We start from the raw sequence: 24,421 nt of genomic DNA, 5'->3' as shown, positions 1-24,421 counted from the left end.
AGACACCACACATCGGGGGACGTTCAGTGGCGCCGCGCGGCCTGTGGAAAGGCTATCTCAAGCTCTCGCTGGTCACCTGCCCCGTGGTGCTGGCCCCTGCCACCAGCGCCGCCGAGCGCATCCGCTTCCACACGCTGAACCGGGCGACCGGCAACCGCGTGGAAGGGGTCTATGTCGATGGCGAGACCGGCAAGACGGTGGAGGCCGACGACCAGGCGCGGGGCTATGAGCGCGAGCCGGGCCGCTATGTCATTCTCGACGATGACGACCTCGACTCGGTGGCGCTGGAGAGCAACCGCACCATCGACATCGCGACCTTCGTGCCCGCCGATACCGTGGAGTGGATCTGGTACGATACCCCGCATTTCCTGATGCCGGACGATCCCGTCGGCGAGGAGGCTTTCGCCGTGATCCGCGAGGCGATGGTCGCCACCGGCAAGGTCGGGCTGTCGCGCGTGGTGCTGCACCGGCGCGAGCGCCCGGTGATGCTGGAGCCGCGCGGGCGCGGCATCGTGCTGTGGACATTGCATTATTCCGACGAACTGCGCCGGCCGGAGGGCTATTTCGACGACATCGACGAAAACGCCGATGGCGATCTCGTCACCCTGGTGGGCAAGCTGATCGACAAGCGCACGCAAGGCTGGGATGCCGCGCTGGTGCATGACCCGCTGCAGGACAATCTCAAGCAGTTGATCGCATCGAAGAAGAAAAAGCGCCCGGCACGGCGCCGTCGCACCGAAGCGGACGAAGAAGACACGCCGACCAATGTCGTCAACATCATGGATGCGCTGAAGAAAAGCCTTGCCGCCGAGCGCGGCAGCGGCAGCGCCAAGCGGACCCGCTAGGCCTGTCAGCGTGGGGGTTCGTCGTCTTCCTCGGAGAGCGGGCGCGCGCGGCGCGGGGGTGGCGGGCTGCGCGATTCCACCAGCCGCTCCAGCGGCAGCATGGTGACGAGAAGCCCGATCGTGGTCGCCAGCGCCAGAAACACCAGATGCCAGGAGGCGATCGCGCAGGCGACGCCGAGCGCCGCTGTCACCCACACGGCGGCCGCGGTGGTGAGCCCGTGCACTTCCAGCCGCGTGCGGTCGCGCAACACGACGCCGGCGCCGAGAAAGCCGATGCCGGTCATCACGCCCTGCACGATGCCCTGAACGACGCGGCTGGTGGCGTCCGGATGGCCTTCCATCCCCTCCACCTGCAGGGCGGACAGCGAGATGAGCGCCGCCCCAAGCCCCACCAGCCCGAGCGTGCGCATGCCTGTCGGCTTGCCGCGCAGGTCGCGGTTGATACCGACGATCATGCCGCAGGCGGCGGCCGCCATCAGCCGCAGCAGGTTCTCGATCTCCTCCGGCGTCAGCCAGAGCGCTTGCGGCAGCCTTTCCATCAGGCTTTCCTCCCCCGGCCCTTGCCGGCGCGGACCTCCGGAAGAGGCACGGCCGCGGCGCGGAAATCGGCCCAGGGGTCGATGTCGAGATTGGCGAGCCGGGCCGGCGCCTCGGCGAGGGTGAACTGAGCGCCGCCGGTGAGCGCATCGAGTTCATCCCACGCCACCGGCATGGAAACGCCGGCGCCGGGCCGCGCGCGCGGGCAATAGGCCGCTACCGCCGTGGCGCCGCGCCCGTTGCGCAGGTAATCTATGAAGATGCGCCCCTTGCGGCGGGCCTTGGTGGCCACCGCGATGTAGCGGTCGGGGTCGTCGGCGGCCAGGGCATCGGCCAGCGCCTTGGCGAAAGGCTTGGCGGTCTCCCAGGTGGCCTTCGGCTCCAGCGGCACCACCACATGCAGACCCTTGCCGCCGGAGGTCTTGACGAAGGCCGGCAGGCCCTGCGCCTCCAGCCGGGCGCGGATTTCGCGTGCGCCAGCGGCCACGCCGTCCCAGCCCACGGCCTCGCCGGGGTCGAGATCGAAAATGAGCTGGTCCGGCCGCTCGATATCGATGAGCGGCGCGCCCCAGGGATGGATTTCCAGCGCGCCAGACTGGACGAGGGCGATCAGCCCGTCGAGATCGTCAATATGCAGAAGCTCCTCGCCGTCTTTGTCCTTGCTGACCTTGATTGCCTTGTTCATGCCGCGCCAGGAATGCTTCTGAAAGAAGGCCTGTCCCTCGATGCCATCCGGACAGCGCAGCAGCGCCAGCGGCCGGGCGACGACGAAGGGGGCGATGAAGCGCCAGATCTCGGCGTAGTAATCGGCGAGGCCCTGCTTGGTGATGCCCTCCGCCGGCCAGTAGATGCGGTCGGGATGGGTCAGCTTCACCCGCGAACGCGGCGCGTCGCTTTTCGCAGCCATGGCCTCGCCCTCCACGGGGGTCTCGCGGACGATCTCGCGCGCCGGCTTGTCCTCGCGCAAGCCGCGAAAGGCGGCGTGGCGCAGATGCTGGTCGCCGGTCCAGCCGCGGAACTCCACCTCGGCCACGAGTTCGGGCACGACGAAGGTGAGGCCGCGCCGTTCCTCCGCCGTCAGCTTCTGGGCAAAAGGGCTGCGGTCGCGGCTAATCTTTGCCAAACGGGCATGGAGGTCGCGCGCCAGATCGCGCGAGAATCCGGTGCCGACCCGACCGACGGGAACGAGCTTGCTGGCCTCATGGACGCCAAGCACGAGCGAGCCGATGGCATTTTTCTGCGCCGTGGAAGGCGTGAAGCCGCCAATGACGAATTCCTGCCGGAAGGCGCATTTCGACTTCACCCACTCCTTGCCGCGGCCGGGGCGATAGGGGGCGTCCGCCCGTTTCGATACCAGCCCCTCCAGGCTGAGCCGGCAGGCATGGCGCAGCATGGCATCGCCATCCTCCGCCAGATGCTCGCTGTAGCGCAGGCCGTCCCCGGCCTCGGCCAGCAACTGTTCCAGCATCTCCTTGCGGCGCCTGAGCGGGTCGCCAGTGAGGTCGCGTCCGTCGAGATGCAGCAGGTCGAAGGCGTAATAGACGAAGCGGTCGGTGCGACCCTCGGCGAGATCCTTCTGCAGCAGGCTGAAATTCGACACGCCGGCGCTGTTCTCCACCACCAGTTCGCCGTCGATCAGCGCGTCCTTAACGGGCAGCGCCTCCAGCGCCGCCACCAGAGCGGGGCCGAAACGCGGGCTCCAGTCGAGACCGGAGCGAGTGAGCAGCTTCACCCGCCCCTTGCCCTTGGCGCTCTTGTCGATCCGCGCCTGAAGCCGATAGCCGTCGAACTTGATCTCGTGGATCCAGCTCTTGCCCACCGGTGCCTTGGCCACCAGCGTCGCCAGCTGCGGCTCGACGAAGGCGGGTGGCGGCGCTGGGCTCCCTGCCGCCACGGTAATCTTCGCGTGGGGCGCCGCCTTAGGCTTGGACGCGATGCGGGCGTGGGAGGGTTTTCGCGGCTTTGCCTTCGGCTCGGCAGCGCCGGGCGGATCGGCCGGCGCCTCGCCCTTGGCGATGGCGTCGAGGGATCGGCCGGTCTTCACCGAGTCCGGCCTTTCCTCAAGAATATCCGGCGCGCCTTCCGGCCGGGCGGCCGCGTCCTCGGCCTTGATCAGCAGCCAATTGTCCGCCTTCTCGCCCCGGCGCTTGCCCATCCGCACCAGATGCCAGCGGCCGTTGAGCTTCTCGCCGTGCAGCGCGAATTCGAGATGGCCCTTGTTGTAGCCGCGCGCGGGATCGCCGACCGGCTCCCAGCTGCCGGTATCCCACAGCATGACGGTGCCGCCGCCATACTCGCCCTTGGGGATCGTACCCTCGAAGCTGCCATAGTCGAGCGGGTGGTCTTCCACATGCACGGCGAGGCGTTTCTCGCCCGGGACCAGGCTCGGCCCCTTGGTCACGGCCCAGCTCTTGAGCACGCCGTCCATTTCCAGCCGAAGGTCGTAATGCAGGCGCCGGGCGGCATGTTTCTGGATCAGATAGGCATGGCCGGCACTGGCGCTTTCGCTGCCCTCCGGCTCCTGCGTGCGGGTGAAGTCGCGCTTGCGGCGGTAGACCTCCAGCGCCATGATGCTCACCCGGCCTTGCGGGTGGGCGCGCGGGTGGTCTTGCGGGCGGCGCGCTTTTTCGGCTCGGCCTTTGCAGCGGCCTTTCCGGCGCCGCTCTTCTTGCCCGCGGGCGCGTTGTCACCCGAAAGCCCCGCGCTCTCGCGCAGCGCGTCGAGCAGGCTCACCACCTTGGCAGCCGGCTTCTTCGGCGGGGCGATCGTGCGGCCCTCCATCTTCGCCTTCACCAGTTCGGCCAGCGCGTCGTCATAGCGGTCGTCGAAGGTCTCGGGCTGGAAGCGGCCGGACTTGGTGTCGATGATGTGGCGGGCAAGATCGAGCATTTCCGGCTCCATCTTGATCTCGGCGATGTCCTCGAACGCCTCTTCGGCCGAACGCACCTCGTAATCGTAATGCAGCGTGGTGGCGATGATGCCCTCGTCATAGGCGCGGATCAGCAGGCTGCGCGGGCGGCGGAACAGCACGGCGCTGGCGACCGCCGCCACCTTCTTCTTCCGCAGCCCCTCGCGAATGACCGCGAAGCTGGCTTCGGAGGCGCCGTCGACCGGGCGCAGATAATAGGGACGGTCGAAATAGAGGTCGTCGACCTCATGGCAGGGCAGGAAGCTCTCAATGGTCAGCGCCTTGTCCCCCTTCGGCGTCACCTCGGCGATCTCGTCCGGTTCCAGCACGACGAAATCGCCGGAATCGACCTCGTAACCCTTCACCTGCTCATCGCGCTCGACCACCTCGCCGGTGTCCGAATCGACGAAGCGGCGGGAGAGGCGGTTGCCGGTCTTGCGGTTGACCATGTGCAGGCTCACCCGGTCGCTGGCGCTCACCGCCGTGTAGAGCCCGACGCCGCACACCAGTTCGCCAAGCCGGAGATAACCTTTCCATGTCGCGCGCGCAGCCATGCCTGCCTCTCTGCCCAAAAAGGGTGCGGTGCCTGGCGACTAACGCCGCTTGCGCCCGCGCGTTCCGCCTCCCCACACAGCAAAGCGGGCGCCGCAGCGCCCGCCTGTCGATCCTCATCCGGGCAAGGTCACGCCACCTTGCGTTCGTGCCGGCCCTCGCCGATCTCCTCGATGATCTTGGCGACGAAGGCCTTGAGATCGGCGGGGGAGCGGCTGGTGATGATGCCCTTGTCCACCGCCACCTCGCGGTCGACCCAGTTGCCGCCGGCATTCTTCACATCGGTGCGGATCGAGGCGTAGGAGGTCACGGTGCGCCCGCGCACGGCGTCGGCTTCCACCAGCAGCCACGGGCCGTGGCAGATGGCGGCCACCACCTTGCCGCTGTCGAGGAAGGCGCGGACGATCGCCATCGCCTCCTTGTTGACCCGCAACAGGTCCGGGTTGATCTGGCCGCCGGGAATGACGAGCGCGTCATAGTCCTGCGGCTTCACCGCTCCGAGCGCGGTGTCGGCCTCGACGCTCTCGCCCCAATCCTCACCCTTCCAGCCGCGAATGGTCTTGCCGTCCGGGCTCGCCACTTCGACACGGGCGCCGGCGGCGCGCAATTCGTCGCGCGGCACCATCAGTTCCGACTGTTCGAAACCGTTGGCGGAAATGATGAGGATGCGCGCTTCGGCGATTTTCGCCATGGGAATGTCTCCTTGCAGTGTCGTCGCCCCCAGGCCCGTCAGGGAGCGAACGTCCGCCCTCCCCCCGAGGTTCCCACCAAGGCGGCCGCAGGGGCCGCTCAGCCCGCAGGCTCCTCCCCCGCCTCCAAGCGCAGGCCCAGCATCTCCATGAGGCGGCGGGCATCCTCGGGCGCGTGCCGCTTGTCGGTGTTGTCGAAGAACACGAACACCTCGCGGCGGCGGCGGTCCTGTGTCGGCGCCCCGGCGAAATCACCGTCCGGTGCCGCCTTCCCCTCGGCCCAGGCAGCGATGCGCCGCGCCCACAGGGCGAGTTCGTCGTCAGGATAGCGCGAGCGATAGAGCTCGGCCGATCCGTGCAGGCGGCAATAGGCAAACTCGGCGGTGAGATCCATCAGCCGCGGCCACTTGGCCGTGTCGGCGCAGACGAGAGCGACACCATGTTCGCGCAGCAGATCGACAAAGGCCGGCGTGCGGAAGCTCTCATGGCGGATTTCCACCGCATGGCGCAGCGGGCGCGCCGCGTCGGTATGGACGACGGCGCGGCCGTCGACCCGTGCATCATGCTGGCTGGCAAGCCGGGCGGCGGCGGCGGTGTCCTTCGGCAGTCGGGCGAGGAAGTCGCCGATCAGGGCGGGATCAAAGCGCAGCGTCGGCGGCAATTGCCACAGCAGCGGCCCCATCTTCGCGCCGAGATTGAGCAGGCCGGAGGCGAGGAAGTTCGCCAGCGGCAGGCGCACGTCGCGCAGGCGCTTGGTGTGGGTGATGAAGCGCGAGCCCTTCACCGCGAAGACGAAAACGTCCGGCGTCGCCTGCGCCCACCGCTCGAACACCTCCGGCCGCTGGAGGCCATAGAAGGTGCCGTTGATCTCCAACGCCGGGAACTGGCGCGCGGCATAGGAGAGCTCGCGCGCCTGGGTCAGGCCCTTGGGGTAGAAATGGCCGCGCCAGGGAGCATAGGTCCAGCCGGAGACGCCGATGCGGATCGCCGCGCGAGGGCGGGTGGGGCCGGCACCGGGCTTTTCAGGCGCGCGTGTCGCAGACATGGGCCTTTGCTCGCAAGGGGTTGTCCAAGCCCCCTGCCAAGCCCTTCGCCCCGCCCCCGGTTCCGCTGCCCGCCCCGGAACCAACGCGGCCCGCCTTCGTTGGCCCTCAAACCACTCATCACCGATGACAGCAGGAGGAGCCGTCCATGCTCGATCACCCGCGCCCGCCGTTCAAGGAACAGCAGCAGCCCATGCCCGGCCGAACCGAGGCGATGTCGCCGCGCCCCGACCATGGCGAGGAGAGCTATAAGGGCTCGGGCCGGCTGGAGGGGATGAAGGCGCTCATCACCGGCGCCGACAGCGGCATCGGCCGCGCCGTCGCGCTTGCCTATGCCCGCGAAGGCGCGGATGTGCTGATCTCCTATCTCGATGAGCATGAGGACGCCGAGGCGACCGCCGCCTTGGTGCGCGAGGCGGGCCGGCAGGCGGTGCTGGTGCCGGGCGACATCCAGCATGCCGACCATTGCCGCGCGCTGGTGGACGGGGCGGTCGAGGCCTTCGGCCGTATCGACATCCTCGTCAACAATGCCGCGCATCAGGCGACCTTCGACGACATCACCGAGATTCCCGACGAGGAATGGGACCTGACCTTCAAGGTCAACATCCACGCGATGTTCTATCTCACCAAGGCGGCGGTGCCGCACATGAAGCCCGGCAGCGCCATCATCAACACCGCGTCGATCAATTCCGACAAGCCGAATCCCAGCCTGTTGGCCTATGCCACTACCAAGGGCGCGATCCAGAATTTCACCGCCGGGCTCGCCCAGTTGCTGGCGGAAAAAGGCATCCGCGCCAATGCGGTAGCGCCGGGGCCGATCTGGACACCGCTCATCCCCGCCACCATGCCGGCGGAGAAGGTGGCGGCGTTCGGCGAGCAGGTGCCGATGAAGCGCCCGGGCCAGCCGGCGGAGCTCGCCACCGCCTATGTGATGCTGGCTGATCCGCTGTCCAGCTACGTCTCCGGCGCCACCATCGCGGTGACCGGCGGCGCGCCGATGATCTGACCCACACTGACGGAGGAGAGCGCGATGCAGACGCAAGATGCCACGGGCTCCGCCACCTATGTCCTGCGCGGCAGCGAGGGCGCGTGGCGGGTCGAAACCGACGGCGAGGCGGGAATGGCCTATGCCAGCAAGGAAGCCGCCTTCGAGGCGGCGGTCGCCGCCGCCACCAACGCCATTCGCGACGGCTATGACGTGACGATCACGGTGCCGGGCGCGGGCGGCAGCATGCTCGGCGTCGAGGACACCGCCCGGCCGTCACCGGCCGAAGGCTGACAGAGCGGCGCGCGCCGGTCGTTCCGGCGCCGCTTCACCTCACCGGAAAGGTTCTGCAATGGAGATCATGTTCGGAATCGGCGTGCTGCTGCTGCTCGGCGCCCTCGCCTATGCCATGAACCAGTCGAAGCGCCGCCGGCAGGCGAAGGATATCGAACTTCCCGAAGAGAAGGTCGACCGCAAGAGCCCGCTTTAAAGCACGGCGCCGGCCCGCAGGCCGGGGCTGCCAGCCAAGGCCAGAAACGCGTCGAGCGCGCGGAAATCGCCAAGCGCCGCCGCTTTTTCGCGCGGGGTAAGCGCCGCGAGCGCGGCTTCAAGGCTTTCCGCATCCGCGATCTTCGCCAAGGCGATCAGCCGTTCCGGCGTGTAGTCGCCACGCCGCCTCTCGCCATCGGTGAGTTGGGCCCGGTGGAAAGCCAGCAGCTCCGGCGCGGTCGCGAGACGGGCAACGGCTTCCGTTGGAGCGGCGGGCGTGGCGGCCTGCCGCAGCTCCCGCGCCCGCCGCAGCACAGGCGGCGGCTCGCGCTCTTCAGGCGTGCGGAACAAAGCCGCCAGAGACGCCCGCGGACCACCGGTCCACAGCACCAGCGGAATGGCGAGAGCGAGGCCGAGCACGACGGGAGTCATCCAGAGAAACAGCGGCAGCGAGATGCTGAGCGCGGCGGCGCCAAGCAACCACCCCGCCAGCGTATGCGGCAGGAAGAACCGCGCCACCGAGGCTGTGTCGATGCGGTCATCGTCGCGGCGCTGCGGCTGCCAGCCGCCGTCGCGCCCGGCCAGGATGCCCATCACCGCCATGGACTGGGTGAACATGGTCACAGGCGCAAGAAGGCCGGAGATCAGCGTCTCCGTCAGCACACTGGCCAAAGTGAGCGCCCCGCCACCGAAGCCCCGCCGGTCGGTGCGGGAAGCGACGAGAGCGCCATAGGCGAACAGTTTCGGCAGCAGCAGCACCGCCATGGTGCCGATGAACACCTGAACAGCCCGCACCGGATCCTGCGCCGGCCACGCCGGAAACAGCGAGAAGCCGGACGGAAAATAGTCGGGCGGCACGAAACGCGCCTGCAGGGCCGTGGCCAGCCCCGCCAGCAGCATCACCAGCCACAGCGGCGCGGTGAGATAGGAGCCGATGCCGGTAAGAAGGTGCAGCCGGCTCACCGGGTGCAGCCCACGCGCCGGCAGCACGGCGATGTGCTGGAGATTGCCCTGGCACCAGCGCCGGTCGCGCACCGCGAGATCGGTCAGCGTCGGCGGACCCTCTTCATAAGAGCCTTCCAGCCAGGGCACCATGTGCATGCCCCAGCCGCGCCGGCGCATCAGCGCCGCCTCGATGAAATCATGGCTGAGGATATGGCCACCGAAGGGCTTGGGCCCCTTGAGTTCCGGCAGGCCCGCGCCATCGGCGAAGGCGCGGGTACGGATCATGGCGTTATGGCCCCAGTAATTGCTCTCCGGCCCGCTCCAGCTGGCGAGTCCATGGGCGATGAGCGGGCCGTAAAGCCTCCCGGCGAATTGCTGCAGCCGGGCGAACAGGGTTCGTCCACCGACGATGACCGGCAGGGTCTGGATCAGCCCCACGCGCGGGTTGGCCTCCATCGCGGCGGCGAGGCGCAGGATGCACGCGCCGGTCATCACGCTATCGGCGTCGAGAATGAGAAAGCTCTCATAGGCGCCACCGAAGCGCGTCACCCATTCCGCGATATTGCCGGCCTTGCGGCCGGTGTTGCGGGGGCGGCGGCGGTAGAACAGGCCACCGTCGAGGCCCCATCGGGCACGCAGCGCCAGAAAGCCGGCTTCCTCGGCGACCCAGACATCGGGATCGGTCGTATCGCTGAGGATGAACACGTCGAATTGCGCCCCTGCCCCGGTGGCGCCGAGCGATTCACAGGTCGCTTCCAGCCCGGCCAGCACGCGGCTGGGCTCCTCATTATAGATGGGCAGCAACAGCGCATGACGCGCGCTGAGGGCTGGCAGCGGCCCCTCAGGGGCAATGCCGAGAGATCCGTCCGCGCGACGCAGGAGGCTGGAGAGGCCAAGCACCGCATTGGTGAAGGCAAAGCCGATCCAGGCGAACAGCAGCACGAACAGGCAGAGCACGAGATATTCAAGCAGGGTGACGCCGCCGACATCCAGCACGAGATACATCTCATGCGCCGCCAGCACGGTCAGCGCCCCCGCGCCACCGAGGACGAAGGCACGGCGCAGAAACAGTGCCGCTGTGCGCGGTCCCGGCGCTGGCGCGCGCGGCACCCGCCCGAGCGGCTGGACCGGCATGGCCAGCGGCGATTCCGGCGGCAATGCCGGGGCGGCATCCGCGCCGACGCCGGTGCGGCATGGCATCGCGCGCGAGGCGGGCCGGTTCACGCCGTCCACCGATAGACCCAGGTCTCGGCCAGACGCTCCTCGCCGTGCACAAGATCGGCGCGCAGTTCGGCCAATGTGGCGCCGCGCGGTTCCAGCACGAAGGAGATGCGCCAGCCGCCGGTTTCGGGATTTTGTTGCAGCACCACATCGCGAACCTCGCCGCTGCCGGAGGTGACGCGTGCGGCAAGATTCTCCCTTGGCAGTTCCTTCACCTTGTCGCCGACCACGTCGAGCACGAACAAACGACGGTCGCTATTGCCGCCGACCCGGGTGGCGACGAACCGGCCGACATCCGAACGGTCCGGGCCGGACCAGCCCCAGTGCAGGCGATAGGTGGTGCTGTATTCCCGCCCCTTGCGCAGCGGCTCGCGCGGGCGCCAGAAGGCGACGATGTTGTCGTGCACCTCTTCGGGCGTGGGTATCTCGATCAGCATCACCGAGCCGTCGCCCCAGTCGCCGATCGGCTCGACCCAGACGCTCGGCCGGCGCTCATAGCGCGCTTCAAGGTCCTGATAGTCGAAGAAGGAGCGCTGGCGCTGCATGAGGCCGAAGCCCCGGAGATCGGAAACGGCGAAGGAGGAAATCTGCAGCCGCTGCGGATTGGAGAGCGGCCGCCAGAGCCGCTCGCCGCTGCCGGTGGCGATGGCGAGGCCGTTGGCGTCGCACACCATGGGGCGGAAATCATCGATGCCATCGCGGTCATTGGGGCCGAACATGAACATGCTGGTGAGCGCGCCGATGCCGACCTGATCAATGTCGACGCGCGGATAAACCGTCATCTCCACCGACATCAGCGTCTCGTCGCCGGGGCGGATGGTGAAGCGGTGCGCGGCCGTCGCGCTGGGGCTATCAAGCAGGGCGTGGATCACCAGCGAGTCGACGCCGGGGCGCGGCCTTTCCAGCCAGAAGGCACGGAACGCGGGAAACTCTTCGCCACCGGCATCGCCGGTCTTCACCGCCAGCCCGCGCGCCGAAGAGCCATAGACCTGCCCCTTGCCGACGGCGCGGAAATAGCTGGCGCCCTGAAAGGCGGCGATCTCGTCGAAATAATCCGGGCGGTTGATCGGCCCGTGCAGGCGGAAGCCGGAGAAACCGAGATCGGCCCGGTCCGGCGGCTGCGGCACGCCGTGCTCGAAGCGGAACAGGCCGGGGTCGTAGGGAATGCGGTGCGCCTTGCCGTCGGCCACCTGGTACACATCCACACGGTCGCGGAACAGGAAGCCGCGGTGAAAGAGCTGGGCCTGAAAGCCCGTGCTCTCCGTGCGCCACAGCGTCCGCTCGGCATTGAAGCGGATGTTGCGGTAATCATCATAGCTGAGAGTGTCGAGCGGACGGGGCAACCGGCCATCAGCGGGCCGATAAGGCTTGGCCGCCATCTCGCGCGCCAGCTGTCGGACGGTCTGCGCGTCGAATGGCGCGACCTGGTCCTCCTCATCCGACAACGCTTCGCTGATGCCGAGGCGGGCGAACGGCACCGGCGCCATCGCCAGGAGCCCCATTCCCAGCAACAGGTGACGTCGATGCATGCCTGACCTCGCGCGTTCCAGGGCGGCACGCCCTTCCCGCCGAGACAAGTGCCAACGGCGCCAAGGGTTCCCGGATTTGTGCGGTGCGGCAGATTTACGCGGCCGGGCGGCGGTGCAGGGGAAAGCCGTTCCGCAGCGAGCCGAGCGGCGGGACCGCCGCCACGATCACGGCTCAGACGCGCGGGGCATCCTTGGCGGTATCCTCGACTTCCACCTCGGGGCGATCGCCGCCCTGTGCGACCTCCTCATGCCAGCGCCCGCTGCGGTCCTGATAGGCGATGGGCCGGGTTTCGCCGGAGATCGACTGCCGTGCTGCGGCATCGCGCGCGGCGGCGAGGGCCGACTCATGGGTCGGATGGGTTTCCGAGAACACGTCGCCGAGCTTGTAGGCCCAGCCCCCGTCATGCTCGACGATCTCGTAGCGAATGTGGCTCATGGATGATCCTCCCGCGAACTAACCGAGCAGCCGGGTTCGCGGTTCCGGCAGTCCAGATCTTCATGCCTCGAAGGGGCCCCGCCAATCGTTCCACTTCAAACGATGATGTGGCTCGCTGCGATCATGACAGCGGAACGTGTCACCGGAAATCACACTGCTGCGATCCTGATGCCCTTGTCCGTCGGGCCCCCATTTCTGCAACTCATTCGCAGTTGCATATTCCGATTCGCGCCCTAATATGATCTTGCAACTCATTCGCAAGAGGAGACGGGCATGTGGCACGGGTCGAGACGGGCGGTTCTGCGGAGCCTGGTGGCGGCCGGTATCGTTGCCTCCGGTATGACTGGCCTGGCAGCGCAGGAAAGCGCGCCGGCGGCGCCGAAATTCAAGGCGGTGACCACCTTCACCGTCATCGCCGACATGGCGCGCAACGTGGCCGGCGACGCGGCGGTGGTGGAATCCATCACCAAACCGGGCGCCGAAATTCATAACTACGCCCCCACGCCCGGCGACATACAGCGCGCGCAGGGCGCCCAGCTGATCCTCTGGAACGGGCTGAACCTCGAACTCTGGTTCGAGAAGTTCTTCCGTAATCTCAAGGGTGTGCCCAGCGTCGTCGTCTCCGCCGGCGTCGATCCGATCAGCATCTCGCAGGGGCCCTATAGCGGCAAGCCGAACCCCCATGCCTGGATGTCGCCCACCAATGCGCTGATCTATGTCGACAATATCCGCGACGCCTTCATGAAATACGACCCCGCGAATGCCGCGACCTACGCGGCCAATGCGAGCGCCTACAAGGCGAAGATCGAGGCCGCCGTCGCGCCGATCCGCGCCGAGCTCGACGCCATTCCCGCCGACAAGCGCTGGCTGGTGTCGAGCGAGGGCGCCTTCTCCTATCTCGCGCGGGATTTCGGGCTGAAGGAGCTTTATCTCTGGCCGATCAACGCCGACCAGCAGGGCACGCCGCAGCAGGTGCGCAAGGTGATCGACGCCGTGCGCGCCAACAAGATTCCCGCCGTGTTCAGCGAAAGCACCGTTTCCGACAAGCCGGCGCAGCAGGTGGCGCGGGAGACCGGCGCGCTCTATGGCGGCGTGCTCTATGTGGATTCGCTGAGCGAGGCGGACGGCCCGGTGCCGACCTATATCGACCTTCTCACCGTCACCACGGGCACGCTGGAAAAGGGCCTCGCCAAGGGGTTGTCGCAATGAATGCCCCGCTTGCCTTATCCAGCGCCGGCGAGGGGCTCGCCGTCCGCCACGTCTCGGTGACCTATCGCAACGGCCACACCGCCCTGCGCGACGCCAGCTTCACCATCCCCACCGGCACCATCACCGCGCTGGTGGGGGTCAATGGCTCGGGCAAGTCGACCCTGTTCAAGGCGATCATGGGCTTCGTGCGCCTTGCCTCGGGTGAGATCCGCATTCTCGGCGCCAGTGTGGCCGAGGCGCTGAAGCGCAACCTCGTCGCCTATGTGCCGCAGAGCGAGGAAGTGGACTGGAACTTCCCCGTGCTGGTGGAAGACGTGGTGATGATGGGCCGCTACGGCCATATGGGCTTCATGCGCATTCCCCGCGCCGCCGACCGGGCGGCGGTCACGGACGCGCTGGCCCGCGTCAATATGAGCGAGTTCCGCAAGCGGCAGATCGGCGAACTCTCCGGCGGGCAGAAGAAGCGCGTCTTCCTCGCCCGCGCACTGGCGCAGGACGCCAAGGTGATCCTGCTCGACGAACCCTTCACCGGGGTCGACGTGAAGACCGAGGAGGCGATCATCGCCTTGCTGCGCGCGCTGCGCGACGAGGGGCGGGTGATGCTGGTCTCGACCCACAACCTCGGCAGCGTGCCGGAATTCTGCGACCGCACCGTGCTGGTGAAAGGCACCGTGCTCGCCTATGGCCCGACGGCCGAGACCTTCACCGAGGCCAATCTGGAGAAGACCTTCGGCGGCGTGCTGCGCCATTTCGTGCTGAGCGGCGCGGGGCTGCACGCGGACGACGACAGCCGCCAGCTCGCCGTGCTGACGGACGACGAGCGCCCGCTGGTGTTTTACGGCGAGAAGGGCGAATGCGCGCCCCGCACGCGGGAGAACGCCCCGTGATCGCCCTGCTGGCGGAACCCTTCGGTTACGAATACATGCGCAACGCCATGTGGGTCTCGGCCCTTGTCGGCGCGGTTTGCGCGTTCCTCTCCTGCTATCTCATGCTCAAGGGCTGGTCGCTGATCGGCGACGCGCTGTCCCACGCCATCGTGCCCGGCGTCGCCGGCGCCTATATGCTCGGCCTGCCCTTCGCCATCGGCGCCTTCTTTTCCGGCGGGCTGGCGGCGGCGGCGATGCTGTTCCTCAACCAGCGCACCAAGCTGCGGGAGGACGCCATCATCGGGCTGATCTTCTCCTCCTTCTTCGCGCTGGGCCTGTTCATGGTCTCGCTGTCGCCGACCTCGGTGAACATCCAGACCATCGTGCTCGGCAACATCCTCACCATCACGCCGGAGGACACGCTGCAATTGGCGATCATCGGCACGCTCTCGCTGGCCATCCTCTTGGTGAAGTGGCGCGACCTGATGGCGGTGTTCTTCGATGAGGCGCATGCGCGCTCTATCGGCCTCAAGCCCACGGCGCTCAAGATCCTGTTCTTCACCCTGCTGGCGGCGTCCACCGTCGCTGCGCTGCAGACCGTGGGTGCCTTCCTTGTCATCTGCCTGGTCGTGACGCCCGGCGCCACCGCCTATCTGCTGGCCGACCGTTTCCCCCGCCTGCTGGCGATCGCCGTCGTCATCGGCGCCGGCACCAGCTTTCTCGGCGCCTATGCCAGCTATTTCCTCGACGGCGCCACCGGCGGCATCATCGTGGTTCTGCAGACGGCGGTTTTCCTCGCCGCCTTCGTCTTCGCGCCCAAGCACGGCATGCTGGCCGCGCGGCGGCGGGCGGCGGAAGCCATGAGTTCGGAGGCGTCCACATGATCGAGACGCTGCTCACCCCGTTCCAGTTCGACTTCATGGTCAACGCGCTCGTCATCTCCGGGCTCGTGGCGGTGCCGATGGCGCTGCTGTCCTGCTTCCTGGTGCTGAAGGGCTGGTCGCTGATGGGCGACGCCATTTCCCATGCCGTTTTCCCCGGCGTAGTGCTGGCCTATATCGTCGGCCTGCCGCTGGCGCTCGGCGCCTTCGCCGCCGGCATGTTCTGCGCGGTGGCGACCGGCTATCTCAAGGACAATAGCCGCATCAAGCAGGACACGGTGATGGGCATCGTGTTCTCCGGCATGTTCGGCGTCGGATTGGTGCTCTATGTGAAGATCCAGTCCGAGGTGCATCTCGACCATATCCTGTTCGGCGACATGCTCGGCGTTTCCTGGCGCGATATTGGCGAGACGGCGCTGGTGGCCGCCGTGGTGGCGGCCGTAATCGCGCTGAAGTGGCGCGACTTCCTGCTGCACGCCTTCGATCCCGTGCAGGCGCGCGCCGTCGGGTTGCCGGTCGGGTGGCTGCATTACGGCCTTTTGTGCCTCATCTCGCTCACCATTGTCGGCGCGCTCACCGCCGTCGGGCTGATCCTCGCCATCGCCATGCTGATCGCGCCGGGAGCCATCGCCTTTCTCCTCACCCGCACCTTCGGCGCCATGCTGGCGGCGGCGCTGGCGGTGGCGGTGATCGCCTCGCTGCTGGGCGTCTATCTCTCCTTCTTCCTCGACAGCGCCCCGGCGCCGACCATCGTGCTGCTTATGAGCGTTGTGTTCATCGCCGCGCTGCTGCGCGCCTCGCTGAAGACACGCCGGATCGAGGCGGGCGAGGCCGGCTGAGCGGGGCTCACCGGGAACCGAGACCGAGCGTGGCGCAGGTCGCCTCGCTCTCGCGCGCCAGTTCCTCGAACTGTGCCGCCCGCCCGTTACCGGCACGCCAGAAATAGCCCATCTCCCGGCTGGCCGGCCAGCCATCGAGGGTAAGCAGGGCGATGTCGTCCTCCATGCGGAATTCCGAGCGGGCGTAAAGCTCGGGAAACAGCGACATTCCCATGCCCATCAGCACCATCTGGCGCAGCGCGTCGAGGCTGGTGCCCTCATAATCCTCCCGCATCTCGGCCCCGCAGGCCGCCGCGAGTTGGCGCGTGCGCTCGAACAGATGATGCCCACGCCCCAGGGTGAGGAGCCTCTCGCCGCGCAGCGCCTGTGGATCGACATGGCCGAGCGCGGCGAGCGGATGATCCTTCGGCACGCCGAGAAAAATGGTTTCACGGCACAGCCGGCGGAAGGTAACGGCGTGGCCGGAATCCGGCGCCGGCCCCAGGCCGCAGTCGAGCGCGCCCGACACCACCTCGCGCAGGATCGCCGCCGGGCGCTCCTCCTTGATGTAGATCTGCAGCGACGGGAAACGGGCGTGCAGGGGCGAGAGCAGATGCGGCAGGAAATAGGGGCCGAAGGTCGGGGCCACGCCGAGCCGGATCAGCCCGCCGAGATTTCGCGCCCCGCTCGCCGCCACCGCCACAATGTCATCCAGCGTCAGCAGCACGGAGCGCGCCGCCTCGATCACCCGCATCCCGATGGCGGTGGGCTGCACCCGGCCGGGCGTGCGGTCGAACAGCGGGGTGCCGAGCTGCGCTTCCAACTGGGCGATCTGCACGGAAAGCGTGGGTTGCGAGACATGGCAGCGACGCGCCGCCGCGCCGAAATGACCGGTCTCGGCGAGGGCCACGGCATATTCCAACTGGCGATGGGTCGGACGGAAGGCCAAGCCTCATAGCTCCTGGCTATCGATACTATTAAGACTATGCATTGGAACTATGGTCGCGTCCACGCCATCTTGTCCCCGTTGAAAGGAGGTTGACGTGGACCAGTTCCTCAAGTCGTTGACGACCCGGAGCCAATTGCTCGATGTCGAACTCGCGGCGGAGCGTCGCCGGGAGAAGCCGGATGGCGAACGCCTGATGGCGCTCAAGCGCATCAAGCGCCAGATTCTCGCCCAGATCGACTATCTGCGCCGCGAAGGGCGCGAGAGGGCCGAGGTGCGGGCCACGCGCCGCCCCGGGCGCTTCACCGATCTGGCCCTCCCGCGCCTGCGCTGACCTTCCCTTTCGCCCCAGCTGAGGTCCGGGTCCCTCTGACGGCACCGCCGCCATGTCGGCCCTCAATCCACCCATGCTCCCCGCATGTCCGCACGAACGAGCTGCGTCGCCTTCCCCGGCGCCGCAGCTCGGCGTGCCGTCGCGCGCCGTGGAGCCTGAACCGAGGACCCCATGGACACATTGATTGCGCTGATCACCGCCGACATCGTCGGCACGCCCGCCTGGCTCTGGCTGAGCTTCCTCGCCGTCGTCTTCATCCTGCTCGCCTTCGATCTCGGCGTGCTGAACAAGGGCGAGAAGGAACTCGGCATTGCCGAGAGCCTGAGGCTTTCGCTGTTCTATATCCTCGTCGCCGTGCTGTTCGGCGGCTGGGTGTGGTATTCCCGCGGCGCCGACGCCAGCATGCAGTATTTCACCGGCTATGCGATCGAGAAGGCGCTGTCGATCGACAATGTCTTCGTCATCTCGCTGATCTTCAGCTATTTCGCCATTCCCCGCATCTATCAGTACCGCGCCCTCGTCTGGGGTATCATTGCGGTGCTCGTGCTGCGTGGCCTGATGATCGGCGTCGGCGCGGCTCTGGTGCAGGAATATGACTGGGTGCTGCTGCTGTTCGGCGCGTTCCTCATCGGCACCGGCATCAAGATGCTGATCGTCAAGGAAGGCGAACAGGACATCTCCAAGAACCCGCTGGTGCGCCTGCTCTCCCGCGTGCTGCGCGTGACCCCGCAGCTGCACGGCCAGCGCTTCATCGTGCGCCAGCCGCACCCGGTGACGGGCAAGATGGTGCTGTGGGTGACGCCGCTGTTCCTGGCGCTGGTGGTCATCAACATCGCCGACCTGATCTTCGCGGTCGACTCGGTGCCGGCGATCTTCGCCATCACCACCGACACCTACATCGTCTTCACCGCCAACATCATGGCGATCCTCGGCCTGCGCGCGCTCTACTTCGCTCTGGCCGCCATGGTGCACCGCTTCGAATACCTCAAATACGCTCTGGCGCTCGTGCTGGTATTCATCGGCGGCAAGATCTTCTGGAACTACTATTACGGCAAGCTCGACCCGGCGATCTCGCTCGGCGTGACGGTGGCGATGATTGCCGGCGGCATCGTCTTCTCGCTGTGGAAGACCCGCAAGAACGCGCTTGGCGCGCACTAACGAGGAAGGCCGGCGCTCCCGCGCCGGCCTTCCTCGACGCCTTCAGGGGGCCGGGCCGGAAGCCGCATAGCGGCGGCGCGCCCGGCCTTTGCCACGTCGATTGGGTGTCACTCGGCCCGCATCATCTCCGGCAGCGTCACCAGTTCGACCCCGGCCGCACGCAGGGCCTCGCAGCAGGCCGTGGCGACAGCGAGAGCGGAAGGCTCATCGCCGTGGAGGCAGAGCGAATCGAAGCGGGTCGGCATGCGCCTGCCGTTGACCGAGACGATCTCGCCCTCCAGCACCATGCGCACGGCACGCTCCGCCGCGACGGCGGGATCGCGGATCATCGCATCCCCATGGGCGCGCGCGCGCAGGTTGCCGTCATCCTCATAGAGCCGGTCAATGAAGGCTTCGCGCGCCACCGGCACATCGAGATCGACCGCCGCTCTCTCCATCTCCGTGCCGGACAAAGCGAGATAATAGAGCGAGGGGTCGACCACCTTGATGGCGCGGGCGACGGCGCGGGCATAGTCCCGCTCCACCGCGCACATATTGTTGAGCGCGCCATGCGGCTTCACATGCGTGACCTTCATCCCCGCATAGGCCGCCATGCCGGCCAAGGCGCCAAGCTGATAGGCGACGAGATATTCGAGATCGTCCGCACTCATGCGGATCTGCCGGCGTCCGAAACCCCAGAGGTCGTTGAAGCCGGGATGCGCGCCCACGGAGACGCCGTTCGCCTTCGCCTTCAGGCACACATCGCGCATGATCGTCGCGTCGCCGGCATGCAGGCCGCAGGCGACGTTCACGCTCTTGACGATCTCAAGGATCGCGTCGTCATTGCCGATGGCGTAATGCCCGTAGCCCTCGCCGAGATCGGCATTGATGTTGATGCGTTTTGTCACGGAAGCTCCACAGGGCTGATGCCGGCGCGTTGAAGTCCTTATACGACAGAGCCTTTCAGGGCGGAACGCGGCGGAGGCACCAATGGGGGACGGCACGGCGATGAGGGTACGGCGGCTGGGTGCGCGGGCACGCTTCCTGCCGGCCGGCGACACCGCCTTCGCGGTCGAGTTCGGGGAGCGCATCGACCCCGCGATCAACGCGCTCGTCCACCGCACCGCCACGCTCTTGGCCGCCGCCCCGCCGGAAGGGCTGGTGGAGACCGTTCCCAGCTTCCGCTCACTGCTGGTGCATTACGACCCGCTCACGACAAATGCGGAGACTTTGCAACAGCTTATTGGCGACCTTGAACTGGACGGGGCGACAAGCACCGGTGCCGGCCGCATCTGGCGGATACCGGCGCTCTATGGCGGCGCGAGCGGGGCGGACCTCGCCGAGGTCGCGGCGGCGACCGGGCTGAGCGAAGCGGAGGTGATCGCCCTTCATGCCGGCACGCTCTACCGGGTCTATGCGCAGGGCTTCCTGCCCGGCTTCGCCTATCTCGGTGACCTGCCGGCATCGCTCGACCTGCCGCGACGGACGAATCCGCGCGTGCGTGTACCGGCGGGCTCGGTCGCCATCGCCCAGCGCATGACGGGCATCTATCCCGTGGAATCGCCGGGCGGCTGGCATCTCATCGGCCATACGCCGCTGCGCTTCTTCGACCCCGGCAAGGCGCCGCCGACCCTGTTCGCGCCGGGCGACGCGGTGCGGTTCGTGCCGGTGGATGCCGACGCCCATGCCGCCATCGCCGAGGCGGTGGCGCAGGGACGCTATGTCCCTGACACCGAAGGGCTTTCCACGTGACCCGCCACTTTCGCATCCTCCAGCCCGGCCTGCAGAGCACGGTGCAGGACCTCGGCCGCATCGGTTTCCAGGCCTATGGTGTTCCGGTATGCGGCGCGCTCGACAGCATGGCTCTACGGCTCGCCAATGCGCTGGTGGGCAATGCGACCGGGGCGGCAGCGCTGGAAATTCGCCTGCTTGGCCCGGCATTTGAGGTCTCCGGCGGACCATTGCGGATGGCGCTGGCTGGAGCATCGGCCGACACAGAGGTGACGATTGGCGGCGAAACGCAGCGCTACGGCGCGTGGCGGGCGATCGATGTGCCGGAGGGCGCGCGGGTGCGGATCGGCGCGCTTGCCGGATCCGGCTGCGCGGTGCTTGCCTTTGCCGGCGGGATAGACGTGCCGCCCGTCCTCGGCTCGCGGTCAACCGATCTCAAGGGCGGTTTCGGTGGCCATGAAGGGCGCTCCCTGGCGGCAGGAGATCGGTTGAACCTAAGCAATGTCAGAGACTTGGGCCCCTGCCTTGCCCTGCCCTCCCCGCCCGTGGCCGAGACCGAGGTGACGCTGCGCGCCGTGCCGGGCCCGCAGGCGGACGCCTTCACCGAGGCGGCGCTGGAGGCTTTCTTCCATACCCCCTACCGCGTCTCGCGCGAGGCGGACCGCATGGGAATGCGGCTCGACGGGACGCCGCTGACGTTCCGTGGCGGCGCCGATATCGCCTCCGATGGCATCGTCACCGGCGCCGTTCAGGTGCCGGGCTCGGGCCTGCCGATCCTGCTGCTGGCCGACCACCAAACCATTGGCGGCTATGCCAAAATCGCCACCATCATCTCCGCCGACCTGCCGCGTGCCGGCCGATTGCTGCCGGGCGCGACCCTGCGCTTCAGGGCGGTGAGCGTAGCGGAAGCGGAAGCGGCGCGGCGGGCGGCGGAGGCAGAGATGCAACGGCTGATCGCCTCTATGGTGCCGGTACGCGAAGGGGCCGGTCTCAATCTTGAGGCGCTCTACGGCGCCAACCTGATCTCCGGCGCCGTCAGCGGAATATAGGCGTATAACACTGATATTACAGGATTTATCTCCGCCGGATATGCGCGATCAACGCTTCCACGGCGACGCCATAGCCGCTCGAGCCGAGGCCGATAATGCATCCCGTTACCGCCGCCGCCAGCGGGGCATGATGGCGGAAGGGCTCGCGCGTGAACACATTGCTGACATGTACTTGAAACGTCGGCCTTTTTACCGCTGACAGCGCGTCGAGCAGGGCGATGGAGGTGTAGGAGAGACTGCCGGCATTGATGACGATGCCATCCGCCGCCGTGCGGGCCTCCTGGATCCAGTCGACCAGCACGCCCTCATGGTTCGACTGGCGGAAATCGACTGTTCCGCCAAGGACTTTTGCCCGCGCGCGGCAATCTTCCGCGATATCTTCCAGCGTCAGCGCGCCATAGGGGCCGGTGGGGTCGAGGCCGTAAAGATTGGTGTTGGCGCCGTTGAGCACGAATAGGCGGACGGGCGACAAGCTCATGATAATCAACGCCTTTTCCGGAAGATGTCAGGCCGTGCGCTCGCGCGGGCGGGTGGCGGCCATGGCGGGGCGCGCATCGAAGCCCGCGAACCATTCCGCCGTCGCCGGTCGGCCCTCGCGCCATTGCAAATCCGCATAGCGGAAGTCGAGATAGCCGAGCGCGCAGCCGAGGCTGATGAGGCCGATGTGGTGGACAGTGTGTCCGATCGGGCCGGTGTGGACAGACTGCTCGATGGCATCGAGCGCGCCGGATATCTTCGCCATCTGCGCCCGCGTCCAATCCGGCCAGCGCAGCGCCTCCGGCCGCATCACGTTCTCATAGCGCAGGCCGACGGCGGCATCGAGCAGGCCGTCGCCGAGCGCCTGCAGGGTGAGCGCCGGCCAGCGCGCCGGGCCGGTGGGGAAGATCGCGGTGTCGCCGGCGAGGTCGGCGAGATATTCGCAGATCACCGCGCTGTCATAGAGCACCGTGCCGTCGTCGAGCAGCAGCGCCGGAATCTTGCCGAGCGGGTTGAGGCTGGTCAGCGCCGGGTCGCGCTGCAGCGGGCTGGCGGCGTTGAAGACGATCTCGATACGGTCCGCGAGGCCGGTCTCGTGCGCGACGACCATGACCTTGCGCACGAAGGGCGATGTGGGAGCGTGCAGCAGCTTCACGGGATCTGGTCCTCCGCGCCGATGGCGGCCAAAGCGGCGCGCGCCACCTCGACATCCTCCGCCCCCTTGCCCGAGCCGACGCCGATGCCGCCGACGCAGACGCCGTCGATGATGATGGGCAGCCCGCCTTCCAGATTGGTCAGCCGCTGGCCGGCGGCGAGCGAGAGCTTGATCTCGTCGGCCGGGTTCAGCCGGGAACTCGGCTGGCGGTGCGAGGCGGCGGTGATCGCCTTGGACAGCGAGGTCTCGCGCGAGAGCAGCTTGGCGCCGTCCATCCGCACGAAGGCGAGGAGGTTGCCGCCCTCGTCAACGATGTTGACGTTCTGCGGCACGCCCATCGCGCTCGCCTTGGCGACGGCGGCGGCGAGCATTTTCAGCGCCCCCTCATGGGTGAGCTTCAGGGCCGGGCGGGTAACGGACATGGGGCCTCGCGGGGCTGGCTTGAGGGGGGCTGGCGGAGAGGGCTGCGTGCTGCGAGGCGCGCTCACTCATCCCCCGGCACGCCATAGGAAGGCGCGGTGGAGGGATCGAGCGCGCGGGTGACATAGGCGTCCATCTGCGGCTTCCACAGTTCCCACAGATCGGCCAGCGCGCCGATGGGATCGGTCTCGTGCCAATCGACGCGGAGGTCCGCCACCGGCCACGCCACCGTGTCGACGATCAACATGCCCACCGAATGCACCGGCCCCTCCTCGCCGCCGGCCGCCAGCGCCGCTTTCATGGCGGCGACCAGCCGGTCGCCGAGGGGTCCCTGAGCGGCGGAGAAGGCATCGACCATCGCCTGCGGCACAAGCGGCGAGGAGAGGAGGTTGCCGGCCGCCACCACGTTCTCGCCCTCGGCGATGTGGTGGGTGCCGAGCGTCTTCGCGCCGGAAAAGCCGGCGGTGCGGCCCTCGGCGTCGATGAGCGCGATCTGCCGGTAGTCGATATGCGCCCCCTCCGCCTTCAACCGCGCCAGCGCTTCCGGCGCTGAAAGGCCGGACGCCATCAGGTCAAGCCCCTTCGGCCCCAGGGTCGGATCGGTGATGTTCTGCGTCGCCACCGCCCCCACCCCGGCGCGGGCATGGGCGCAGCGCGCCGCCACCGCCGGGGAGGAAGACGACACCGCGATGCCGAACTGCCCGGTGCGGGGGCAGCGGGCGGAGATGGAGAAGGTCATAAGCGCGCCCTCACGCCGCGTCGGGAATGACGGCGGTGACCTCGATTTCGACCAGCCATTCCGGCCGCGCCAGCGCCGGCACGACGAGGCCGGTGGAACAGGGGAACACGCCCTCCATCCACTTGCCCATCTCCTGATACACCGCCTCGCGATAGCGGATATCGGTGAGGTAGACGACGATGCGGCAGATATGGCCCATCTCGCTGCCCGCCTCTTCCAGCAGCATCTTGATATTCGCCATCGCCTTGGCGGTCTGCGCGCCGGCGTCGCCCACATGCAGGCTCTCGCGCGTGTCGAGGTCCTGCGCCACCTGCCCGCGCAGGAACACCATGGTCCCGCGCGCCACCACCCCCTGCGAGAGGTCGTTGTTCAGCTTCTGCTCGGGATAGGTCTGCTTGGTGTTGAAGGGGCGGATGCGCTTATGCGTCGGCATGAAGGGACTCTTTGCTGGAGAGGAAAAGGCAGAAGGCGTCCATCGCTCACGCCACTTCGAGCCGGCGGTAGCTTCGGTTGGAATAGACCAGCGGGTGTTCGGCATGGGTTTCCATCGCCACCACATTACCGGCGACGATGCGGTGGGTGCCATGCTCGAACACATTGGCCAGCTGGCAGTCGAAGCGGCACAGGGCGCCGCGCAGCAGCGGCGCGCCGGTGGCGAGGCCGTCCCACTCCCCCGCGCCGAAGCGGTCCTCGCGCAGTTCCGGCACCAGCCCGGCGAAACTGTCGGCCACGCGCTGCTGGCCCTGCGCAAGAATATTCGCCGCGAACACGCCATTGGCGAGCAGCGCCGGCAGGCAGCGGCTGTCGCGGTGCAGGCAGAACAGCACCGAGGGCGGTTCCAGCGAGAGCGAGGACAGGCTGGAGACGGTGACGCCGACACGGCCATGCGCCCCGTCGCTCGTCACCACGGTCACGCCCGCGGCGGTGCGGCCCATAGCGTGGCGAAAGGCGGCGGGGTCGATGGCGTGCATCGGCATCGC

General features: G+C 67.7%; 28 protein-coding genes. 12 read left to right on the top strand and 16 right to left on the bottom strand.

All coding sequences use genetic code 11. The annotated features are described in order from the left end of the window. Window positions 1-26 precede the first annotated feature (26 nt). On the top strand, window positions 27-845 hold the full coding sequence (ku, locus tag J2S75_RS08380) for a non-homologous end joining protein Ku (protein ID WP_307019374.1): 819 nt from the start codon (window positions 27-29) through the stop codon (window positions 843-845). Between the two features lie 5 nt (window positions 846-850). Here the strand turns inward: ku (J2S75_RS08380) and J2S75_RS08375 are convergent, their stop codons facing one another. From J2S75_RS08375 to J2S75_RS08355, 5 genes are all read right to left on the bottom strand, one after another. After that, window positions 851-1,384, bottom strand: a complete 534-nt coding sequence (locus J2S75_RS08375) for an MgtC/SapB family protein (protein WP_307019373.1) — start codon at window positions 1,382-1,384, stop codon at window positions 851-853. Then, window positions 1,384-3,951, bottom strand: coding sequence for a DNA ligase D (ligD, locus tag J2S75_RS08370; RefSeq protein ID WP_307019372.1), 2,568 nt, complete (start codon window positions 3,949-3,951; stop codon window positions 1,384-1,386). The genes J2S75_RS08375 and ligD overlap by 1 nt, the downstream gene beginning before the upstream one ends. A 5-nt stretch (window positions 3,952-3,956) precedes the next feature. After that, complete coding sequence (gene ku / locus J2S75_RS08365) at window positions 3,957-4,844, bottom strand: non-homologous end joining protein Ku (protein WP_307019371.1); 888 nt, start codon at window positions 4,842-4,844, stop codon at window positions 3,957-3,959. 128 nt (window positions 4,845-4,972) lie between these two features. Next, window positions 4,973-5,533: a type 1 glutamine amidotransferase domain-containing protein gene (locus J2S75_RS08360; protein ID WP_307019370.1), complete on the bottom strand. Its 561-nt coding sequence runs from the start codon at window positions 5,531-5,533 to the stop codon at window positions 4,973-4,975. Between the two features lie 98 nt (window positions 5,534-5,631). Continuing rightward, entirely contained in the window at window positions 5,632-6,576 is a 945-nt protein-coding gene (locus tag J2S75_RS08355) for a DUF72 domain-containing protein (RefSeq protein WP_307019369.1), read from the bottom strand. Between the two features lie 146 nt (window positions 6,577-6,722). Between J2S75_RS08355 and J2S75_RS08350 the strand changes: the two genes are divergently transcribed. Genes J2S75_RS08350 through J2S75_RS08340 form a run of 3 tightly spaced genes read left to right on the top strand, consistent with a single transcriptional unit; the run spans window position 6,723 to window position 8,049 of the window. After that, window positions 6,723-7,580, top strand: coding sequence for a glucose 1-dehydrogenase (locus tag J2S75_RS08350; protein WP_307019368.1), 858 nt, complete (start codon window positions 6,723-6,725; stop codon window positions 7,578-7,580). 24 nt (window positions 7,581-7,604) lie between these two features. Continuing rightward, complete coding sequence (locus tag J2S75_RS08345; protein ID WP_307019367.1) at window positions 7,605-7,853, top strand: hypothetical protein; 249 nt, start codon at window positions 7,605-7,607, stop codon at window positions 7,851-7,853. 58 nt (window positions 7,854-7,911) lie between these two features. Next, a complete protein-coding gene (locus J2S75_RS08340) occupies window positions 7,912-8,049 on the top strand; it encodes a hypothetical protein (RefSeq protein ID WP_307019365.1) in 138 nt (45 codons plus the stop codon). On the opposite strand, the gene mdoH is transcribed toward J2S75_RS08340, so the two are convergent. From mdoH to J2S75_RS08325, 3 genes are all read right to left on the bottom strand, one after another. After that, window positions 8,046-10,193: a glucans biosynthesis glucosyltransferase MdoH gene (gene mdoH / locus J2S75_RS08335; protein WP_370874110.1), complete on the bottom strand. Its 2,148-nt coding sequence runs from the start codon at window positions 10,191-10,193 to the stop codon at window positions 8,046-8,048. The genes J2S75_RS08340 and mdoH overlap by 4 nt on opposite strands. Window positions 10,194-10,213: 20 nt before the next feature. Further along, window positions 10,214-11,743, bottom strand: a complete 1,530-nt coding sequence (locus J2S75_RS08330; protein WP_307019363.1) for an OpgD/OpgG family glucan biosynthesis protein — start codon at window positions 11,741-11,743, stop codon at window positions 10,214-10,216. 172 nt (window positions 11,744-11,915) lie between these two features. Next, window positions 11,916-12,179 (bottom strand): DUF2188 domain-containing protein, encoded by a 264-nt coding sequence (locus tag J2S75_RS08325; RefSeq protein ID WP_307019362.1) that lies wholly within the window; start codon window positions 12,177-12,179, stop codon window positions 11,916-11,918. Between the two features lie 339 nt (window positions 12,180-12,518). On the opposite strand from J2S75_RS08325, the gene J2S75_RS08320 reads away from it, so the two are divergent. From J2S75_RS08320 to J2S75_RS08305, 4 genes are read left to right on the top strand one after another with little or no spacing between them, the layout of a single operon-like run. Beyond that, the gene (locus J2S75_RS08320; RefSeq protein WP_370874109.1) at window positions 12,519-13,388 is read left to right on the top strand and encodes a metal ABC transporter substrate-binding protein; all 870 of its coding nucleotides are present in this window, start codon (window positions 12,519-12,521) and stop codon (window positions 13,386-13,388) included. Further along, on the top strand, window positions 13,385-14,275 hold the full coding sequence (locus tag J2S75_RS08315; RefSeq protein WP_307019360.1) for a manganese/iron ABC transporter ATP-binding protein: 891 nt from the start codon (window positions 13,385-13,387) through the stop codon (window positions 14,273-14,275). Before J2S75_RS08320 ends, J2S75_RS08315 begins: the two co-directional genes overlap by 4 nt. Next, window positions 14,272-15,138 (top strand): metal ABC transporter permease, encoded by an 867-nt coding sequence (locus tag J2S75_RS08310; RefSeq protein ID WP_307019359.1) that lies wholly within the window; start codon window positions 14,272-14,274, stop codon window positions 15,136-15,138. The genes J2S75_RS08315 and J2S75_RS08310 overlap by 4 nt, the downstream gene beginning before the upstream one ends. Further along, complete coding sequence (locus J2S75_RS08305; protein ID WP_307019358.1) at window positions 15,135-15,974, top strand: metal ABC transporter permease; 840 nt, start codon at window positions 15,135-15,137, stop codon at window positions 15,972-15,974. Before J2S75_RS08310 ends, J2S75_RS08305 begins: the two co-directional genes overlap by 4 nt. A 7-nt stretch (window positions 15,975-15,981) precedes the next feature. Here J2S75_RS08305 and J2S75_RS08300 read toward each other — a convergent pair whose 3' ends face one another. Then, window positions 15,982-16,902 carry a hydrogen peroxide-inducible genes activator gene (locus J2S75_RS08300; RefSeq protein ID WP_307019357.1) on the bottom strand — a complete coding sequence of 307 codons (921 nt, stop codon included), beginning with the start codon at window positions 16,900-16,902 and terminating at the stop codon, window positions 15,982-15,984. A gap of 94 nt (window positions 16,903-16,996) precedes the next feature. Here J2S75_RS08300 and J2S75_RS08295 point away from each other — a divergent pair, with 94 nt between their 5' ends. Both J2S75_RS08295 and J2S75_RS08290 read left to right on the top strand, forming a co-directional pair. Then, on the top strand, window positions 16,997-17,233 hold the full coding sequence (locus tag J2S75_RS08295; RefSeq protein ID WP_307019356.1) for a hypothetical protein: 237 nt from the start codon (window positions 16,997-16,999) through the stop codon (window positions 17,231-17,233). A 171-nt stretch (window positions 17,234-17,404) separates the two neighbouring features. Then, a complete protein-coding gene (locus tag J2S75_RS08290) occupies window positions 17,405-18,391 on the top strand; it encodes a TerC family protein (protein ID WP_307019355.1) in 987 nt (328 codons plus the stop codon). Between the two features lie 107 nt (window positions 18,392-18,498). Here the strand turns inward: J2S75_RS08290 and J2S75_RS08285 are convergent, their stop codons facing one another. Beyond that, window positions 18,499-19,278, bottom strand: coding sequence for a LamB/YcsF family protein (locus tag J2S75_RS08285; protein ID WP_307019353.1), 780 nt, complete (start codon window positions 19,276-19,278; stop codon window positions 18,499-18,501). 82 nt (window positions 19,279-19,360) lie between these two features. Between J2S75_RS08285 and pxpB the strand changes: the two genes are divergently transcribed. Both pxpB and J2S75_RS08275 read left to right on the top strand, forming a co-directional pair. Continuing rightward, complete coding sequence (gene pxpB, locus J2S75_RS08280; RefSeq protein WP_307019352.1) at window positions 19,361-20,122, top strand: 5-oxoprolinase subunit PxpB; 762 nt, start codon at window positions 19,361-19,363, stop codon at window positions 20,120-20,122. Then, window positions 20,119-21,150: a 5-oxoprolinase subunit C family protein gene (locus J2S75_RS08275; RefSeq protein ID WP_307019351.1), complete on the top strand. Its 1,032-nt coding sequence runs from the start codon at window positions 20,119-20,121 to the stop codon at window positions 21,148-21,150. Before pxpB ends, J2S75_RS08275 begins: the two co-directional genes overlap by 4 nt. A 25-nt stretch (window positions 21,151-21,175) precedes the next feature. Here the strand turns inward: J2S75_RS08275 and J2S75_RS08270 are convergent, their stop codons facing one another. The 6 genes from J2S75_RS08270 to J2S75_RS08245 all read right to left on the bottom strand — a co-directional run bounded on the left by J2S75_RS08270 (window position 21,176) and on the right by J2S75_RS08245 (window position 24,412). Then, on the bottom strand, window positions 21,176-21,637 hold the full coding sequence (locus J2S75_RS08270; protein ID WP_307019350.1) for a type II 3-dehydroquinate dehydratase: 462 nt from the start codon (window positions 21,635-21,637) through the stop codon (window positions 21,176-21,178). Window positions 21,638-21,655: 18 nt separating this feature from the next. Continuing rightward, window positions 21,656-22,282: a glutathione S-transferase gene (locus J2S75_RS08265; RefSeq protein ID WP_307019349.1), complete on the bottom strand. Its 627-nt coding sequence runs from the start codon at window positions 22,280-22,282 to the stop codon at window positions 21,656-21,658. Next, window positions 22,279-22,704, bottom strand: a complete 426-nt coding sequence (locus J2S75_RS08260) for a GlcG/HbpS family heme-binding protein (protein WP_307019348.1) — start codon at window positions 22,702-22,704, stop codon at window positions 22,279-22,281. Before J2S75_RS08260 ends, J2S75_RS08265 begins: the two co-directional genes overlap by 4 nt. A 62-nt stretch (window positions 22,705-22,766) precedes the next feature. Continuing rightward, window positions 22,767-23,441, bottom strand: a complete 675-nt coding sequence (locus tag J2S75_RS08255) for a DUF1028 domain-containing protein (protein ID WP_307019347.1) — start codon at window positions 23,439-23,441, stop codon at window positions 22,767-22,769. Between the two features lie 10 nt (window positions 23,442-23,451). Continuing rightward, a complete protein-coding gene (locus J2S75_RS08250; RefSeq protein ID WP_244378347.1) occupies window positions 23,452-23,874 on the bottom strand; it encodes a RidA family protein in 423 nt (140 codons plus the stop codon). A gap of 46 nt (window positions 23,875-23,920) precedes the next feature. Beyond that, window positions 23,921-24,412: a flavin reductase family protein gene (locus J2S75_RS08245; protein WP_307019346.1), complete on the bottom strand. Its 492-nt coding sequence runs from the start codon at window positions 24,410-24,412 to the stop codon at window positions 23,921-23,923. Window positions 24,413-24,421: the final 9 nt, after the last annotated feature.

It is taken from the genome of Ancylobacter polymorphus (genome assembly GCF_030813495.1).
GTDB lineage: Bacteria > Pseudomonadota > Alphaproteobacteria > Rhizobiales > Xanthobacteraceae > Ancylobacter > Ancylobacter polymorphus.
This window is presented reverse-complemented; position numbering and strand designations above follow the sequence as displayed.

What these genes read in the sequence shown, in the direction of transcription:
- J2S75_RS08375 (WP_307019373.1), bottom strand. Translation starts at nt 1,384, where the DNA reads ATGGAAAGGCTGCCGCAAGCGCTCTGGCTGACGCCGGAGGAGATCGAG.
- J2S75_RS08345 (WP_307019367.1), top strand. Translation starts at nt 7,605, where the DNA reads ATGCAGACGCAAGATGCCACGGGCTCCGCCACCTATGTCCTGCGCGGC.
- J2S75_RS08320 (WP_370874109.1), top strand. Translation starts at nt 12,519, where the DNA reads ATGACTGGCCTGGCAGCGCAGGAAAGCGCGCCGGCGGCGCCGAAATTC.
- J2S75_RS08250 (WP_244378347.1), bottom strand. Translation starts at nt 23,874, where the DNA reads ATGCCGACGCATAAGCGCATCCGCCCCTTCAACACCAAGCAGACCTAT.
- J2S75_RS08305 (WP_307019358.1), top strand. Translation starts at nt 15,135, where the DNA reads ATGATCGAGACGCTGCTCACCCCGTTCCAGTTCGACTTCATGGTCAAC.
- ku (WP_307019371.1), bottom strand. Translation starts at nt 4,844, where the DNA reads ATGGCTGCGCGCGCGACATGGAAAGGTTATCTCCGGCTTGGCGAACTG.
- J2S75_RS08360 (WP_307019370.1), bottom strand. Translation starts at nt 5,533, where the DNA reads ATGGCGAAAATCGCCGAAGCGCGCATCCTCATCATTTCCGCCAACGGT.
- J2S75_RS08340 (WP_307019365.1), top strand. Translation starts at nt 7,912, where the DNA reads ATGGAGATCATGTTCGGAATCGGCGTGCTGCTGCTGCTCGGCGCCCTC.
- J2S75_RS08325 (WP_307019362.1), bottom strand. Translation starts at nt 12,179, where the DNA reads ATGAGCCACATTCGCTACGAGATCGTCGAGCATGACGGGGGCTGGGCC.
- J2S75_RS08255 (WP_307019347.1), bottom strand. Translation starts at nt 23,441, where the DNA reads ATGACCTTCTCCATCTCCGCCCGCTGCCCCCGCACCGGGCAGTTCGGC.
- J2S75_RS08315 (WP_307019360.1), top strand. Translation starts at nt 13,385, where the DNA reads ATGAATGCCCCGCTTGCCTTATCCAGCGCCGGCGAGGGGCTCGCCGTC.
- J2S75_RS08245 (WP_307019346.1), bottom strand. Translation starts at nt 24,412, where the DNA reads ATGCACGCCATCGACCCCGCCGCCTTTCGCCACGCTATGGGCCGCACC.
- mdoH (WP_370874110.1), bottom strand. Translation starts at nt 10,193, where the DNA reads ATGCCATGCCGCACCGGCGTCGGCGCGGATGCCGCCCCGGCATTGCCG.
- J2S75_RS08355 (WP_307019369.1), bottom strand. Translation starts at nt 6,576, where the DNA reads ATGTCTGCGACACGCGCGCCTGAAAAGCCCGGTGCCGGCCCCACCCGC.
- J2S75_RS08260 (WP_307019348.1), bottom strand. Translation starts at nt 22,704, where the DNA reads ATGTCCGTTACCCGCCCGGCCCTGAAGCTCACCCATGAGGGGGCGCTG.
- pxpB (WP_307019352.1), top strand. Translation starts at nt 19,361, where the DNA reads ATGGGGGACGGCACGGCGATGAGGGTACGGCGGCTGGGTGCGCGGGCA.
- ligD (WP_307019372.1), bottom strand. Translation starts at nt 3,951, where the DNA reads ATGGCGCTGGAGGTCTACCGCCGCAAGCGCGACTTCACCCGCACGCAG.
- J2S75_RS08330 (WP_307019363.1), bottom strand. Translation starts at nt 11,743, where the DNA reads ATGCATCGACGTCACCTGTTGCTGGGAATGGGGCTCCTGGCGATGGCG.
- J2S75_RS08290 (WP_307019355.1), top strand. Translation starts at nt 17,405, where the DNA reads ATGGACACATTGATTGCGCTGATCACCGCCGACATCGTCGGCACGCCC.
- J2S75_RS08350 (WP_307019368.1), top strand. Translation starts at nt 6,723, where the DNA reads ATGCTCGATCACCCGCGCCCGCCGTTCAAGGAACAGCAGCAGCCCATG.